This window comes from Methylovulum sp. (genome assembly GCF_028687615.1).
In the GTDB taxonomy this organism is placed as follows: Bacteria; Pseudomonadota; Gammaproteobacteria; order Methylococcales; family Methylomonadaceae; genus Methylovulum.
The window spans coordinates 37258-53190 of the sequence record NZ_JAQTZU010000006.1; the positions used below are offsets into that span (position 1 = coordinate 37258).

Consider the following 15933-nt stretch of genomic DNA (forward strand, 5'->3'; position numbering starts at 1 on the left):
TGTGACCTGTGTAAAGTGTTTTAATGATAGCTAATATGGTGCAGATATGAGGCATTTCAAGTGAGCTATGGTTTCGGGGCAAAAATATTTATTGAATATCTGATGTTACGTATTCCCCTTATACCAATATTAGCCTATCAGCCCGACCACAGTAATTTTCAGGGAAAAATGCTTTGTGTCCCATACCTATGCTTTTAGGTCAAAATCGTTTAAATTGCAATTCAAAAACGGTTTTCCGAAGGATATGAAGATACCATGAATGACAACTCGTCCCACTCGATACTCGGCTATCAACAACTGAAAAAATTGCGTACCGCCCTGGCGATTGCGCAAGGCTGTGTGATGTTAAGCACATTACAACGCGAAATAGAAAACACCGTGTCCCAAGACCAGGCGAAACGGGTGACTTATCTGACCGAGTTGTTCTCACGTATCCACCGGGAAATTTTTTTTGATTGGAAAGACCAGGCTACGGTCAGCCATCGTCCGGGCAACATGCCGGAAGCCGCCAGGCGTAAACAGTTTCGGGAAACCATAGAACGGCTGGTGTTGGATGGTGATGACAACAAAGACACCGCGATTTTCGATAACAACGGTTTTGTCATCCAAACCGGAAACATCGCCGAACGCTTGAGCGTGTTTTACCAGAAAATGCGCTCAGTCAGGCCATTTGCTTATGGCAACCGCATCACGCTGGATTTGTTTATGGTCGCCTTGGGCAAGCTGCCCGCTTTCAAAGCCGTTTATGAACAGGGCATTGATTTTCGGCGGCTGGAAAAAAATGACCCGCTGGCCTTGCATCATCAAGACAGCAGCATCGAGGACATCACCTTGGCTTTTCAACATGCCTTGGAAGCGGCGCGTTGCAAAAGTTTGCAGAATATCGCCAACGGTTATGGCAAATGGCCGGAAAACAAGAAATTTGTTTTAGGCATCCCGTTTTTATCGCATAAAACCACCGATGGCATCGAGTGTTTGGTGACGGTCAACGGCGGGCTGGTGCCGATGAGCAGCATACATGAAGAGTTGTTTTTGCCCGGCAAACAATTCGCCGATTATCCGCCCGGCCTATCCGAGCCTATCATAGGCTATCTTCCGGGCACTGAAGCCCTGCGTCCGGGACGGGACACCGAAATCGACGGCATCAGTGTCGCTGAAAACGGCCTCGCCCCGCTGTTTTGTTTGGATGTCAATATTCTGACCGGCTTACGTGCGCCAGGGCATACGGAATTGGTCGAGCTGATCAAACAATGCGCCGGGGAAGGGGTGACCATCTACCATTTGGCGAATAATGACGCGTTAAAAAATCAGTTATTGCAGGTGGCGGAAGGGGATCTGCGTTTGTGCCGTGGTGTCGAAATCGCTTACGAGCGCGTCAGCCGGATGACGCAAAAACTGGAAAATGCCAGAAATGCTATTTTTGAAGGTAAAACGGTCGATGAATATCCCAAATTGTTTATGAGCATGGGCGGGGCGGGTTCTGGCAAGACGGCGGTGGAAGAGATTGCCGCCGCCCGCTGCGGGGAGAATTTCGTGATCGCTTCGCTGGATGAATTCCGTAAGCTCAGCGATTTATACACGGTCTTGACCGCCGCCAGCCATCACAGTGACGATTATGTGTTCGTCGAACCGTTTGCCAACCGTTTACGGGGATTGGTCGCACAACATGCCATAGCGGGGCGGATCAATATTTTATATGACGGTACGGGGATTCCTTATAAACCACGTTACGCCGATATTATTGATAATTTCAAATCCGCCGGTTTCCACACCCAAATTACGGCGGTGGATGCTTTTCTCGTCAAACCCGAAGGCCGTGAAGATGAATTGCCACGTTCGGCGGTGATCAAAAGCGTCAAAGACCGCTTTGCCAAAACCGGAAGGGCGTTGCCGTGGGTCGTGACGGTGGACAAACACATCCGTGCGCCAGGATCATTTCTGGCTGCTTTGCAACATAGATCGTTGGAAAAATTGTCGCTGTTTGCCAATGATGGCGAGCGCGACAAGCATTATCTGGTCGCGGAAAGTTACGCTTGCGACGATGACGAAGTGCGGGCTTTGCAACGCCATCAATGCGCCGGTTCTTTAGCGGAGCATCTGCGTTTAATGATGTATGAACACAATGATTCGGTGTTGAAAAACCTGGCCAACAACGACATTGATGCGGTTTCGGCTTTGATCAACCGCAATCCTGCCTTTGTTGAAAGCAATGTGGCTTATCAAATTTATCATAGCAGCCACGGTTACCGCGTTTTAGTGATTTATAACACGAGGCGGATGGTGGATTTTGTCGAGAAACGGCAGTTGAATCCGAATGCGTCGGGAGAAGAGGGTTTGCTGCATAAACCCGAAGCCTTGTCCTTCCATGTCGATCCCTGTGCAAAAGAGCCGTGGATGACCAGGTTGCAGGATTCGCCGAGTTGTTAGGGCTTGTTGACCAGAGCTGAGAAATTAGGGATGACTGTATTGTGGATGGAATGCTTGTTGTCCGCCTGATTCATGCCTCGCGTTTCCAGCGGATCTGTACAAACTCCAAGGCTTCCTGGATATTCAAATCCCGCGTTGCACCGCCAGTCCTGACAAATAATTTTGGTGTGCCGTTTTGGGTGAAAAACACGGGGCGATGGGCGGGGCTGATGATGAGCCGGCAAATGTCTTTTTGCTCGATGACATGGAACAACACATGCACGGAGCTGCACAAGTCCGCGCCTAGGTTGGTGGAGATGGCGGTCATGATGGCTTGTTCAAAACCGTCCTGATTGGATTTTTTCAGCGATTGGTAATCTTTTTCCAATCCTAAAACCGTGCCGTTGTCGGACACGCCTATCAGTAAGGTGCCGCCATAGCTGCTGTTTAAAAAACCCGCCAAGGTTTTTAGCACGACCCCTTCCAGGGTGCGGTTGATACGGGATTGTTCCAAATCCCAACGGAACGACGATTTGAATTCCAGATGCGGGCCCTCGCCTTGGGCGATAATCGGCGCCAAATCTTTTTGCAATTCGGCTTTTAAAGATTCGATACGGGTCAGCCGTTTGTGTAAAACTCCATAAATGCCCACCGAAAACAGGCCCAGCATCGCGCCGATTTCAGCATAAAATAAGATCAGATTGTCTTCGGCGATATTGCCATCAAAAATCGAGACCAACTCGCTGAACACATATTCCAAAGAAGAGAGCTTGTTGTTGGTGTTTTCCCGCGAATAAACGAAATTGTAGCTGGGGGCGAGGATGAACACGCCGATTGCCGCACCGATCAACGCGGCGGCGGCGTAGAGTTTGAGCTGCTGTTTCCAAAGCGACAGCATCAGTAAGAAGAATCTTTTCATAATGCTATTTATGGGGGTAGGGATGTGGCATTGCAAGCTCTGCATCAATGGTTAAAGAAATCCAAATCTATAACTCATAAAAGCTGCAACTTCTCCACGATTGTCTTTTTACCCGCCCATCAAAACAATGTCGCCCAAAGTCCGTCAACTTTTTTGATTACATCAGGGTTCATGGCAATGGTCCGTCCCCATTCGCGGTGGGTTTCGCCGGGCCATTTGTTGGTGGCGTCAAAACCGACTTTGGAACCTAAACCGGACACGGGCGAGGCAAAATCCAGATAATCAATCGGCGTGTTTTCCAGTATCGTCAAATCCCGTGCCGGATCCATGCGCGTGGTGATGGCCCAGATCACATCTTGCCAGTTGCGGACATCCACGTCATCGTCAACGACAATCACAAACTTGGTGTACATGAACTGGCGCAAATACGACCATGTGCCGAGCATGACGCGTTTGGCGTGTCCGGCGTATTGCTTTTTCATGCTGATGACCGCCATGCGGTAGGAGCAGCCTTCCGGCGGCAGGTAAAAATCAGTGATTTCAGGAAATTGCTTTTGCAAGATCGGCACAAACACTTCATTTAAGGCCACGCCCAAGATAGCCGGTTCATCCGGTGGTCTGCCCGTGAACGTGCTGTGGTAAATCGGCGCGGTGCGTTGGGTGATGCGCTCTATCGTGAAAACAGGGAATTCATCGACTTCGTTGTAGTAACCGGTGTGGTCGCCGAACGGGCCTTCGAGGGCGGTTTCGCCTGGGTAGATAAAGCCTTCCAGGACAATTTCCGCGCTGGCGGGCACTTGCAAATCATGTGTCAGGCATTTGGCGACTTCAGTCTTGCCGCCGCGCAATAGACCTGCAAACGCATATTCCGACAAGCTATCGGGTACGGGCGTGACGGCGGCAAGAATCGTCGCTGGGTCGGCACCCAGTGCGACCGCCACCGGAAACGGCTCGCCAGGGTGGGCGGTTTGCCATTCCTTAAAATCCAAGGCGCCACCACGGTGCGCGAGCCAACGCATGATGACTTTGTTTTTGGCGATGACTTGCTGGCGGTAAATGCCGAGGTTTTGCCGCTCTTTGTGCGGGCCTTTGGTGATGACCAAGGGCCAAGTGATCAACGGCCCGGCATCTTCGGGCCAACAGGTTTGGATGGGATAATCGCCCAAATCGACTTCATTGCCAATACGGCTGATTTCCTGGCACGGTGGCGATTTGACCAGTTTCGGGGCCATGTTCAGCACTTGTTTGAACACCGGGATTTTTTCAAACGCATCTTTCATGCCTTTGGGCGGTTCCGGCTCTTTCAAATAAGCCAGCAATTCGCCGATGCCGCGCAATTCGCTGACATCTTCCGCGCCCATGCCCATCGCGACGCGGCGTGGTGTGCCGAACAGGTTCGCCAGCACGGGCGTGTGCGAGCCTTTGGGGTTTTCAAAAAGCAGGGCGGGGCCGCCTTGCTTTAAGACACGGTCACAGATTTCAGTCATTTCCAAGTAGGGATCGACTTCAATGGTGATGCGTTTTAGCTCGCCCTGTTTTTCCAGTTGCGCGATAAAGTCACGCAAGTCTCTATATTTCATGAGCTTATTAAAATTAAATATCCTAGATAGTTAAGAGATTGGCACTAACTAAATTTCAGCCATTTGTTGCCAATAAAGACCATAACCAACCCAGAATTCTGGCAAGCAGATTTTCCAGCAAGAAAAAACCAAGTACCGTCATAATTAAAACGAAACCAATTAGAGTGTTAGTGGCAACGTCGGAATTCTCATTATCTGCATTAAAATTTATCCATCCAGCATAAAATATTCCTCCAGTAATCGCAGATGTTACACCTGAGAGCCATGCAACTGCCAGACGGTCTAGTAAGCTAACGCGATTTTTTGGAGATGGATTGATTTTTTTCATGCCGATAGAAAAGAAAATTAAGCTTCTATGCCATTGTGGCGGAGCAATGCGTCAATATTCGGCTCGCGCCCACGAAAGTTGATGAACAAGTCCATCGCGTTTTGGCTGCCGCCTTTTTCTAGGATATTGTTCAGGAATGACAAGCCGGTTTGTTGGTCGAAAATGCCCTGTTCTTCAAACAAGGAATAGGCGTCGCTGGATAACACTTCCGCCCATTTGTAACTGTAATATCCCGCCGCGTAGCCGCCTGCGAAAATATGCGTGAAGCTGTGCGGGAAGCGGTTGAATTTGGGGGGATGGATGACGGCGACTTGGTTTCTGACTTGTTCGAGGATTTCGTAGATGCGCCCGCCTTTGTTCGGGTCGTATTCCAGGTGCATCCGAAAATCGAACAGGCTGAATTCCAATTGCCTGACCATGAACATGCCGGCCTGGAAGTTTTTTGCCGCGAGCATTTTTTCAAATAAGCTATCGGGCAAGGGCTCGCCAGTTTGGTAATGGCCGGACATTAACGCCAGCGCGTCCTTTTCCCAGCACCAGTTTTCCATGAATTGGCTGGGCAATTCCACCGCATCCCATTCCACGCCATTGATGCCGGACACGCCCAAGTGATCGACTTGGGTCAGCATGTGGTGCAGGCCGTGGCCGAATTCGTGAAACAGCGTGGTGACTTCGTCGTGGGTCAACAAGGCGGGGGTGTCGGCGGTGGGTGGCGTGAAATTGCAGGTCAGGTAAGCGACCGGAATTTGGATGCTGTCACCGGATTTTTTGCGGCCTACGCAATCGTCCATCCATGCGCCGCCGCGTTTTTTGGGGCGGGCGTAGAGGTCGATATAAAACTGTCCGCGCAGATTACCGTCTTTATCGTGGATCTGGAAAAACTGTACGTCAGGATGCCATGTATCAAATTCGAGTAGTTCGGTGATTTTTAAACCATACAGACGCTCGACGACGGCGAACAAACCAGGCAGGACGCGGGTGACAGGAAAATAGCTTTTAACTTCTTCTTGTGAGAGTTGGTAGAAATGCTGGCGCATTTTTTCAGAAAAATAGCTGATGTCCCAAGCTTCCATTTCAATGAAGGCATGATGTTCTTTGGCGTATTCTTGTAGTTCGATCAGGTCATTACGCGCTTGCCGCCAGGATTTGGTCGCCAAATCTTCGAGGAAGTTGACCACATCTTCGGGTTTCTTCGCCATTTTGGTGGTCAGCGACAATTCCGCGTAGTTATTGAAACCTAAGAGCCTGGCTTTTTCATGGCGCAACGACAAAATCTGTTCCATCAACAGGCCGTTGTCAAAATATCCGGCATACGGGCCGATTTCGGATGCGCGGGTTGCGTTGGCCTCGTAGATTTCGCGGCGCAATTCGCGGCTGTCGGCATACGTCATGACCGCGATGTAAGATGGGAATTGCAAGGTCAATAAATAGCCTTCTTCACCTGCCTGTACGGCGGCTTGTTTCGCCCCCGCGATGGCGGATTCGGGCAGGCCGACCAGGTCGCGTTTGTTGCTGATGACCTTGTTCCAGGCATTGGTGGCATCGAGGACATTTTCTTCAAAATGGCTGGTGTGCCGGCTTAATTCCTGGCAAATTTCTTTGTAGCGTTGCTTTTTTTCTTCGCTTAAGGCGACGCCGGACAAGCGGAAGTCACGCAAGGCGTTGCGGATGATTTTTTGTTGTGCGCTGTCGAATGTAGAAAATTCGGAATGTTTGGCGATTAGCCGATATGCATAGAACAGCCGCTTGTTTTGCCCCATTTCGGTTGCATACGCGCTGAGTTTAGGCAGGCAGGCGTTATAGGCGGCACGCAGTTCTTCGTTGTTGCAGACAGAGTTCAGATGGCTGACGGGGGACCAGGCTTTGTTCAGGCGGTCTTCGGCATCCGCTATCGGTGCGACCAGTTTATCCCAGGTGAAATTCTGTTTGCTTTGCAGGCAAGCCTCAACAACGGTGCGGGCTTCGGCTAGTAACTGGTCGATAGCGGGTTCAACGTGTTCCGGTTTTATTTCTGAAAATAACGGTAAAAGGCTGTCGGTGAGTAATGGATTTTTCATGGTTAAAGGAATAGGCTCATGGTTACGTTAAGGTGATGATAACGGAATCGTTGTTATTATTTTTTTTGAGCGTCAAAAAACACTGCTGTCTTGGATAGGTGATCGTGCCAGCCACGCTGGTTTTTATCGAAAAGTATCCACAAAAAACCCAGCCCGAAAATCCCCCAGGATAGCAAGGAGGTAACAAAACGTATGAATGCTTGCGTCCAGTTTAACGGCTTGTGCTCAAGTGTCAAAACCCTCATTTTCCAGGCTTTTAGACCTAAGGTTTGTCCGCCGTGGGTCCAGAACCAGCCATAAAAAATAAAACTGATGGCCAGCAGGTATAGGGGGTAGAGAAATTGTTGGCGGGTGAAAGCTTCGCCTGAGTTTAGCGGCAATAACAATGCAGTGGCGACAAAAAAAACAGCAATCAGTAGGATAAGATCGTAAATAACTGCTGCTAATCTGCGCCAAAAACCTGGGACAGGCTGAGGATTTGAGCCTGACAGGGAGGTTTGAGTTTCTTGTTGAAGGGACAATCAGTTCTTAAACAAAGCGAGTTTCTGACCAAAATATAGGCACATAGCCATTAATCCGGCGAGCATCGCCAAAGAAAACAGGAAAGGCGGCCTGTGGAACAGAAGGATAAAAAAATCTGCTGCAAAAATACTGGTGAGAACTGGGTGGTCAATAAAACCACAAATAATTTTCTTAAACATAATAATTCCGTCAAGCACATTGAAGGGTGCGAGTGTGTAAAAAAATGGTTCGCTGATCTTTTATCTGGTTAAATGCACGCTAGGCTTTAAAAAATCAGCGGGCTTGATAAAAAACCAGAACAATGATTCTACTATAATCAAAAGGGGAATGTAAAAGAAAAGAAACTTGCTATGGTGGGCTAGAATCCGTTCAAATGGTATGATTAATATAATTAGAAAAATTAACATTGGTGTAACACTCATTTTAAATCTGTTCAAAAAAATAATTCAATCGGCTATAGGCCAGATTTCGCCTCCAGAGATTGGGAAAGTTAGGGTTTATGCACGTTCGGAGCATACTATTTCTCGCGCCCAAATTAGTGAAAATGCGTTAAAAGTCCTGTATCGCCTACAGAAAGAAGGTTTCGATGCTTATTTGGTGGGTGGCTGTGTACGGGATTTATTACTGGGACGTGAACCTAAAGATTTTGATGTGGTGACCAACGCCGATCCAGAACAAGTCCGTAAAGTGTTCCGCAATTGCCGGATTATCGGGCGGCGGTTCCGTCTGGCACATGTCCATTTTGGCAGGGAAGTGATAGAGGTGGCGACGTTCCGTGGTGCTGGCGAGTCACAAAACGACGGCCAGGTGCTGAACAACGAAGGTCGTTTATTGCGTGACAATGTCTATGGCACGATTGAAGAAGATGTTTGGCGCCGGGATTTTACCGTCAACGCCCTTTACTACAATATCAAAGATTTTTCTGTCGTGGATTATGTGCGGGGTATGGAAGACCACAGAAATGCCACGCTCAGGCTCATCGGTGACCCGCATACCCGTTTCCGTGAAGATCCGGTGAGGATGTTGCGGGCGGTGCGTTTTTCCGTAAAGCTAGGCTTTAAACTAGAACCTGATTGTGAAAAAGCATTGCACGGGGCCGCAGAGTTGTTGGCAAGCATCCCTGCCGCACGGCTTTATGATGAAGTGCTGAAATTGTTTTTGTATGGATATGCCTTACAAACTTTTGAAAGCTTAAGGCATTATGGTTTGTTCCAGATATTGTTCCCTGATACTGAGCGCAGCCTTGCCAATGAAGACAACGGCTTCCCCCGCTTGCTTTTGATCAAGGCCCTGGAGAATTCTGACAACCGTATCGCCGATGGCAAATCGGTGACCGCTTATTTTCTGTTTGCGGCGTTTTTATGGGAACCGGTACGTTTGCTGGCGACCCAAAAAATGACCGAAGGGCAGGTCGAATACATGGCCTACCAAGATGCCGCGAGCGAAATTATTGCCAGGCAGCTTAGATATACTGCCTTGCCCCGGCATATTAGCCTGGCGATCCGTGAAGTTTGGAGCCTGCAACCTAAATTCAATAACTGTACTGGTTCCAAACCTAGCCGTCTGATATTGCATCCGCGCTTTCGGGCGGGCTATGATTTTCTGTTGTTACGCGCTGCAACTGGCGGGGCTGATCCTGAATTGGCACAGTGGTGGGACATTTACCAAAATGCCAGTGAAACCGAACAAAGAAAAATGACCCAGCCATCCCGCAAAAACCCCAATAGCAAGTCGGGACGCAAAAGAAGTTACCGGAAAAAATCCACCACTATCTCCACTGGCACTGAAGTGCAAGGCTAAAAAGTCTTGTATATGAATCACTGCATATTGTTGCAAGCCACCGTAGATCCCATTATGTTGAATCATGAACCAACCCAATTCTGAAACGACCCTAGTTTATTTGGGGTTGGGCAGCAATCTTGCCGAACCGGTCGAGCAGGTCAAATCCGCCCGACATGCCATAGCGCGGATTAGCGGTGTAAATGAGCTTGCCTGCTCCAGTTTATACCGCAGTTTGCCTATGGGCCCACAAAACCAGCCGGATTATATCAATGCCGTGATGGCGATAAGCACCCGTTTATCGCCCCAAGCCTTGTTGCAGAATCTGCAAGCCATTGAAAAAGCGCATGGACGTGAACGCAAAGGGCAACGCTGGGGAGCTAGGACCCTGGATTTGGATATATTGCTCTATGGCGAACTTTTTATTGATTTGCCGGAATTGGTGGTGCCCCATAACGGCATTGCCGAGCGGCCTTTTGTGCTGATGCCTTTATCGGAAATAGCCCCTCATTTGATTATTCCAGGTAAGGGCCGTATTGATGATTTGCTGGTAAACTGTCCTATGACCGGACTTCAACGCCTGGACTGAAATGACCCAATCTTTAATAAAACCACTGTCTATCAATGACTTGGCGGCAATGAAACAGCGCGGTGAAAAAATCACTTGCCTGACGGCTTATGATGCCAGTTTTAGCGCGTTGATTGACAAGGCGGGCATCGACATCATGCTGGTCGGCGACTCCTTGGGCATGACCATTCAAGGCCACGTCAGCACCTTGCCAGTGACTATAAACGATATGGCCTATCATGCCCGTTGTGTCAGCCAAGCGCGGCAACGGGCGTTTGTGGTCGCCGATTTGCCGTTCATGACTTACAGCACTATCGCTAAGGCCGCTGATAATGCGGCAAAATTGATGCAAAACGGTGTGCAAATGGTCAAGCTGGAAGGCGCCAGGACTGAAATTGTCAGTTTTTTGGCCGCACAAGGCATTCCCGTGTGCGGGCATTTGGGATTATTGCCCCAATCTATCAACCAACTGGGTAGTTATGCTGTACAAGGCAAAGAACCTGTTGCCGCCGATAAAATCATGGCTGACGCGCTGAGCTTGGAATCGGCAGGAGCGGCACTTTTGGTGTTAGAGTGTGTGCCTGCGCAACTGGCGAAAGCCATTTCTGTCCAGTTACAAATTCCCGTTATCGGCATAGGCGCGGGTGTTGATTGTGATGGGCAAGTGTTGGTTTTGCAGGATATGCTGGACATCAGCATCGGTAAAATTCCACGATTTGCGAAAAATTTTATGCAGGATGCGGGCAGTATTTTAGCCGCGCTTCAAAATTACCACCAAGCAGTCAAACAAGGCCAGTTTCCGGCTGCTGAACACAGTTTTTAATTTATGCAGATTGTTAAAACCATCCCCGCTTTGCAAGCCGCACTGAAAATATGGCGGCAGGCGGGTGAAATCATCGCTTTTGTACCGACTATGGGGAATTTGCATGACGGTCATTTGAAGTTGGTTGAAGACGCGAAAAACCGCGCCAATCGGGTTGTCGTCAGTATCTTTGTCAACCCGTCCCAGTTTGGTGCAGGTGAAGATTTCGATAGCTATCCGCGTACCGAACAGGAAGATCAGCAAAAACTTCAGGAAATCGACACTGATTTGCTGTTTATGCCGACTATTGCGGAAATGTACCGCCCCAATGCACAAACTGTCGTTTCAGTTACCGGCATTTCCGACCAATATTGTGGTGCTTCCAGGCCAGGGCATTTTTCAGGTGTTGCCACCATAGTGTGCAAGCTGTTCAATATCGTGCAACCGGATATAGCCGTGTTCGGTGAAAAGGATTTCCAGCAATTGGCGGTGATACGTGAAATGGTCAGGGATTTGAACATGCCCGTTGATATTCGTAGCGTCGCCACGGTGCGGGAAGCCAGCGGTCTGGCAATGAGTTCCAGAAACAATTACCTGGGCGCAGAAGAAAAAAACCTTGCCGCTTTGTTGTATCAATCGTTGTGTACCGCCCGTGATGCCGTTTTGACAGGCAATCAAGCGAATTCGGAGATAGAACGGCAAGCCATGTGCTTTTTACAAGGAGCCGGTTTTCAACCGGATTATTTTAGCATTTGCCGCCGCCAGGATTTACGGGCGGCGGCACCGGAAGATGCCGAATTGGTGATCCTCGCCGCAGCAAAGTTGGGTAAGACGCGCTTAATTGACAACATCAGTTTTATGCGGCAACTACAGTAATGCCAGTCAAAAAGTTGATGCAGTTTTTAAATTAAGGGATAATTTCCCGTTTTTTTAACGTATTTTATAGTATTTTATTATGCAAATTACGATGCTTAAGGCGAAGTTACATAGAGCGACAGTGACCCGTTCGGAACTGGGTTATGAAGGATCATGCGCGATTGACGGTGCCATTCTTGACTTGTCGGGCATCAGGGAATATGAGCAGATCCAGATTTACAACATCAATAATGGCGCACGTTTCACTACTTATGCCATACGAGCCGAAGCCGGTTCCGGGATTTTTTCCGTCAATGGCGCGGCTGCGCGCTTGGCTTGTCCTGGTGATTTGATCATTGTTTGTGCGTATGCCGGCTTGGACCAACAAGAAGCCGATCAGCATAAACCGGTGTTGGTCTATTTCAACGAAAAAAACGAAGTGTTGCGCTCTGCTTCGTCCATTCCTGTGCAACTTGCTTAAGGCTTCGCCAAATACCTGTTGGGTTTAGTATTCCTGCTTGGATAAATGCCGATAGTTTATAGCAAGTGATCTGCCATTCCGGTCAAGTCGGTTGAAAAATCATGCAATAAAGTAAATGGCTTACGAAAAATATTCAATTGTACTTCAATACTGTCAGCAAATTGCTGAGCAAGCCTGCTGATTGATAACCTTAAGAGACTGTGAAAGTATTCAGAAATTTCCCGAATGCCATATTGTAAGGCATTGATTTTTATTAGTCAGCGGAGTAAAAAAACATGTTTTTTTACTCCAAAACCAAATACTTTCACAGTCTCTCAACTTCTTCCCCCCAACTTATTTACGATGAATCTGATTACCCTGGCCTATAGACGGATAGGTGGGGAAGTATTGGATCTTGCAGGTCGTTTAATGTCCCCTCGAAAAATATCGAGGGCAGATAGTGCCAATTGCATTTAAGAGTTCACTATTAATCGTTGCATAAGTGCTTGCGTAAAAGATGTGCAAATTCACGCCAAAACCATTTCGGCAAGCACTTATGCAACGATTAATAACTTATTGAATAGGCGTATTAATTGTCCCGTTTGTTCTTGCACAGTAGTATCGTATGTACTGTGCAAGAACAAATGGGACAATTAATACAAGCAGGTTACAATAGCGGCATTTATTTTTAAAATTGTGAGTTTTGACTCTTGGCTAAAAAAATCATCCGTATCGCCACGCGGCAAAGTCCTTTGGCAGTATGGCAAGCAGAACATGTCGCCTTCCGCTTGGAACAACTGTTTCCTGAAATATGCACGGAACTGGTGAAAATGGTCACTCGGGGAGATAAAATCCTCGATGCGCCATTGGCTAAAATTGGCGGCAAGGGCTTGTTTGTAAAGGAACTGGAGCAAGGCATGTTGGAGGGGATTGCGGATATTGCCGTGCATTCGATGAAAGATGTCCCGATCGATTTTCCTGAAGGCCTGCATTTAGCGGCCATTTTGCTGCGTGAAGACCCGGCGGATGCTTGGGTTTCCCATCGCTATCCAAGCATTGACCAATTACCTGGCAATGCCCGCATCGGCACCTCCAGCCTTCGTAGGCAATGCCAAATAAAACAACGCTTTCCTGATGCCGAAATTATTCCGCTTAGAGGCAATGTCAATACGCGCCTAGCGAAACTCGATGCTGGTGATTATGACGCCATCATTTTGGCTGCTGCGGGTTTAAAACGATTAGGTTTGGCGGGGCGTATCAGCCAATCTTTGGATGTTTGCATTAGCCTGCCAGCCATTGGGCAGGGTGCAATAGGCATAGAATGCCGAGTTGATGACACCCAAATCAACGCGATGCTGGCGGCCTTGCACGATAGGGAAACCGGCCTATGTGTCATGGCGGAACGCGCGATGAACGCCCGTTTGCAAGGCGGCTGTCAAGTGCCTATTGCCGGGTTTGCCGTCATACAAGACGGGCGATTATTTATGCGCGGCTTGGTCGGCGACCCTGACGGCAGTGTGTTGTACCGTAGCGAACGCACAGCGGGATTGGACCAGGCGGAAGCACTCGGACAATGGATAGCCGAAGATTTGTTAAGCCAAGGTGCAGATAAAATTCTGCAGGCGTTGTTCGCGGGATGAATAATCTAAACAACGCCCATATTTTAGTGACGCGGCCTGCACATCAGGCAGAAAATTTATGCAGGTTGATTGAAATCCAGGGTGGTAAGGCTATCCGATTTCCTACGCTGGATATTCAAGCGGTCCTTGACCCTGGGCATGTGCAAAATATCTTGGCGAATTCACGAAAAATTCAATGGCTTATTTTTATTAGTGCCAATGCGGTAAATTTTGCGCTCAAGGCGAATGGTGGCAAAATACCCAGATCAAATTCAGTGCGTTTTGCCGCCGTCGGCCAATCCACCGCCAGGGCATTGGCAGATGCGGGGGTATCAGTCGATTTGGTGTCTGATGGATATAGCAGTGAAGCCCTGCTGGCGACGCCACAGTTACAACAAGTCAACGGCCTGCGTTTTTTGATTGTGCGGGGGGAAGGCGGACGCGAAGAGCTGGCATCGGTGTTGCGGGGTAGGGGGGCTGAGGTAGGTTATCTAAATGTATACAAAAGAGTCGTCCCTACGGTTGATAATTCTGAAGTGCTGAGGTTGTTAGGGCAACGGAAGCTTGACGCAATCACTATCACTAGCGGTGAAGCCTTGCAGAATCTTTTGATAATGATCCCGCAACCGTATCACCCGATGTTGTTGGCGATACCCATTATCGTGGTGAGCGGCAGGATTGCACAAATGGCGGGTGATCTGGGATTTAAACAAATTGTGGCGGCGGAGTATCCTGCCGACATAGCAATTATGGTGGCGGTAACTATATCTTTAACGGGGAAATAGCGTGGCAGAATTGAGCGGACAACAAGAACAAGAAGTGGGCGCAACCATAAAACCCCACCGGTCACGAAATGGATTCTGGTTTGGCATTTTTATATTACTGATAATTGCCAGTGTTGCTGGTGCCGGTTTTTTCTTATTTACGCAGTTGCGGGATAGGCAGGAAGGTTTGGGCGGGGAAGTGAAAGGGGAGATGTCCAAACAGCTCGCCGATTACCAAAGCCAGTTGACCGCCATTCAAAACCAGTTGGCGGCATTGGAAACGGAGATTAGCGGCAAGGATAACCATTTCACCCAAACCTTGGCCGATTTCTCCCAATTACATAATGAAAAGCTCGATAGCACCCGCAAAGAATTAAACGAATCCATCCAGCATCTTCAACGGCAATTGGGTAAAACGCGTGGTGATTGGCTGGTCGCCGATGCCGAATATTTGTTAAGCGTAGCGAATGAAAGGCTGCATTTGATCGGGGATGTAAATACCACGCGCGAAGCCTTGGAGGCGGCTGACCAGCGTTTGCGTGAAAGTGGTGATGTCGGGGTCATTAAAGTCCGTGAGCAAATCGCTAAAGATCTTGCCGTTATCCGTAGCGTTGACATGCCCGATATAGTCGGTCTTTATGCGTCAATACAAGGCTTGGAAAGTCTTGCGGAGAAGCTTTCTTTACTATTGCCGTATTCAGGAAAAGCGTTGACGCCTTCAACAGAAATACACAGCCATGCAGATAAATCCGAACAAGAGCATGATCTGTTGCAATCAGCCATTGACCAATTGGAAGGCATTGTCACGATCAGACATAGCGACCAACCTATTAAAGCCATTTTAACGCCTGAGCAAGCCGAATTTATCCGTGAACAACTCAGGGTAAAATTGGAAATAGTCAAGATCGCTTTAGTTGAACGTAATGAAGCTATTTATCAGGCCAGCCTGAATGACACAAAAGGCTGGATAGGGCAACATTTTACCCAAAATGATGAGAGCCGGACTTTGCTGGCTGAGCTGGACCGGCTGATGGCAACTAAAATTCGTGGCCAATTTCCCGATATTAGCCAATCATTTAAAATGCTGAGGGATGTTACTAAACTGAGATTGGAAAATGATAAAGGCATGGACACGGAAGGAGCACCTGCTCCCGTCGCCCAGCCAGTATCGCCTACGCCGCCACCTTTAGCCAAACCAGTCCAAGCCCCACCGCTCAAAAGACCAGTGAAGCCTAGCGGTGAACATTCGCCGGAAGCACAATAACCAAAGCATT

Annotated in this window: 15 protein-coding genes; 9 read left to right on the top strand and 6 right to left on the bottom strand. The window is 48.5% G+C overall.

Features of this window, described 5'->3' with window-relative positions; translation table 11 throughout:
- The first annotated feature begins 255 nt into the window (after positions 1-255).
- Entirely contained in the window at positions 256-2427 is a 2172-nt protein-coding gene (locus PHH59_RS04855) for a zeta toxin family protein (protein WP_300012092.1), read from the top strand.
- Between the two features lie 70 nt (positions 2428-2497).
- Here the strand turns inward: PHH59_RS04855 and PHH59_RS04860 are convergent, their stop codons facing one another.
- From PHH59_RS04860 to PHH59_RS04885, 6 genes are all read right to left on the bottom strand, one after another.
- Positions 2498-3325 carry an ATP-binding protein gene (locus PHH59_RS04860; RefSeq protein WP_300012095.1) on the bottom strand — a complete coding sequence of 276 codons (828 nt, stop codon included), beginning with the start codon at positions 3323-3325 and terminating at the stop codon, positions 2498-2500.
- A gap of 119 nt (positions 3326-3444) precedes the next feature.
- A complete protein-coding gene (gene ubiD, locus PHH59_RS04865) occupies positions 3445-4905 on the bottom strand; it encodes a 4-hydroxy-3-polyprenylbenzoate decarboxylase (protein ID WP_300012098.1) in 1461 nt (486 codons plus the stop codon).
- 55 nt (positions 4906-4960) lie between these two features.
- A complete protein-coding gene (locus PHH59_RS04870) occupies positions 4961-5233 on the bottom strand; it encodes a hypothetical protein (RefSeq protein WP_300012101.1) in 273 nt (90 codons plus the stop codon).
- A gap of 17 nt (positions 5234-5250) precedes the next feature.
- Complete coding sequence (prlC, locus tag PHH59_RS04875; RefSeq protein WP_300012104.1) at positions 5251-7290, bottom strand: oligopeptidase A; 2040 nt, start codon at positions 7288-7290, stop codon at positions 5251-5253.
- Positions 7291-7346: 56 nt separating this feature from the next.
- Positions 7347-7811 (bottom strand): RDD family protein, encoded by a 465-nt coding sequence (locus tag PHH59_RS04880; protein ID WP_300247501.1) that lies wholly within the window; start codon positions 7809-7811, stop codon positions 7347-7349.
- Complete coding sequence (locus PHH59_RS04885) at positions 7812-7991, bottom strand: hypothetical protein (RefSeq protein ID WP_300012107.1); 180 nt, start codon at positions 7989-7991, stop codon at positions 7812-7814.
- 199 nt (positions 7992-8190) lie between these two features.
- Here PHH59_RS04885 and pcnB point away from each other — a divergent pair, with 199 nt between their 5' ends.
- The 8 genes from pcnB (at position 8191) to PHH59_RS04925 (ending at position 15923) form a co-directional block, all read left to right on the top strand.
- Entirely contained in the window at positions 8191-9612 is a 1422-nt protein-coding gene (pcnB, locus tag PHH59_RS04890) for a polynucleotide adenylyltransferase PcnB (RefSeq protein WP_300012110.1), read from the top strand.
- A gap of 64 nt (positions 9613-9676) precedes the next feature.
- Entirely contained in the window at positions 9677-10180 is a 504-nt protein-coding gene (gene folK / locus PHH59_RS04895) for a 2-amino-4-hydroxy-6-hydroxymethyldihydropteridine diphosphokinase (protein WP_300012113.1), read from the top strand.
- A gap of 1 nt (position 10181) precedes the next feature.
- Positions 10182-10982 (top strand): 3-methyl-2-oxobutanoate hydroxymethyltransferase, encoded by an 801-nt coding sequence (panB, locus tag PHH59_RS04900; protein ID WP_300012116.1) that lies wholly within the window; start codon positions 10182-10184, stop codon positions 10980-10982.
- 3 nt (positions 10983-10985) lie between these two features.
- Positions 10986-11837, top strand: coding sequence for a pantoate--beta-alanine ligase (gene panC / locus PHH59_RS04905; protein ID WP_300012119.1), 852 nt, complete (start codon positions 10986-10988; stop codon positions 11835-11837).
- Positions 11838-11916: 79 nt separating this feature from the next.
- Positions 11917-12297, top strand: a complete 381-nt coding sequence (gene panD / locus PHH59_RS04910; protein WP_300012122.1) for an aspartate 1-decarboxylase — start codon at positions 11917-11919, stop codon at positions 12295-12297.
- Positions 12298-12986: 689 nt separating this feature from the next.
- Complete coding sequence (gene hemC, locus PHH59_RS04915) at positions 12987-13916, top strand: hydroxymethylbilane synthase (protein WP_300012125.1); 930 nt, start codon at positions 12987-12989, stop codon at positions 13914-13916.
- A complete protein-coding gene (locus PHH59_RS04920) occupies positions 13913-14680 on the top strand; it encodes a uroporphyrinogen-III synthase (protein WP_300012127.1) in 768 nt (255 codons plus the stop codon). Before hemC ends, PHH59_RS04920 begins: the two co-directional genes overlap by 4 nt.
- Before the next feature lies 1 nt (position 14681).
- A complete protein-coding gene (locus tag PHH59_RS04925; protein WP_300012130.1) occupies positions 14682-15923 on the top strand; it encodes a uroporphyrinogen-III C-methyltransferase in 1242 nt (413 codons plus the stop codon).
- Positions 15924-15933: the final 10 nt, after the last annotated feature.

Excerpts from the sequence above, each read along its gene's own strand:
- PHH59_RS04855 (WP_300012092.1), top strand. The coding sequence starts at position 256 with ATGAATGACAACTCGTCCCACTCGATACTCGGCTATCAACAACTGAAA.
- PHH59_RS04860 (WP_300012095.1), bottom strand. The coding sequence starts at position 3,325 with ATGAAAAGATTCTTCTTACTGATGCTGTCGCTTTGGAAACAGCAGCTC.
- ubiD (WP_300012098.1), bottom strand. The coding sequence starts at position 4,905 with ATGAAATATAGAGACTTGCGTGACTTTATCGCGCAACTGGAAAAACAG.
- PHH59_RS04870 (WP_300012101.1), bottom strand. The coding sequence starts at position 5,233 with ATGAAAAAAATCAATCCATCTCCAAAAAATCGCGTTAGCTTACTAGAC.
- prlC (WP_300012104.1), bottom strand. The coding sequence starts at position 7,290 with ATGAAAAATCCATTACTCACCGACAGCCTTTTACCGTTATTTTCAGAA.
- PHH59_RS04885 (WP_300012107.1), bottom strand. The coding sequence starts at position 7,991 with ATGTTTAAGAAAATTATTTGTGGTTTTATTGACCACCCAGTTCTCACC.
- pcnB (WP_300012110.1), top strand. The coding sequence starts at position 8,191 with ATGATTAATATAATTAGAAAAATTAACATTGGTGTAACACTCATTTTA.
- folK (WP_300012113.1), top strand. The coding sequence starts at position 9,677 with ATGAACCAACCCAATTCTGAAACGACCCTAGTTTATTTGGGGTTGGGC.
- panB (WP_300012116.1), top strand. The coding sequence starts at position 10,182 with ATGACCCAATCTTTAATAAAACCACTGTCTATCAATGACTTGGCGGCA.
- panC (WP_300012119.1), top strand. The coding sequence starts at position 10,986 with ATGCAGATTGTTAAAACCATCCCCGCTTTGCAAGCCGCACTGAAAATA.
- panD (WP_300012122.1), top strand. The coding sequence starts at position 11,917 with ATGCAAATTACGATGCTTAAGGCGAAGTTACATAGAGCGACAGTGACC.
- PHH59_RS04920 (WP_300012127.1), top strand. The coding sequence starts at position 13,913 with ATGAATAATCTAAACAACGCCCATATTTTAGTGACGCGGCCTGCACAT.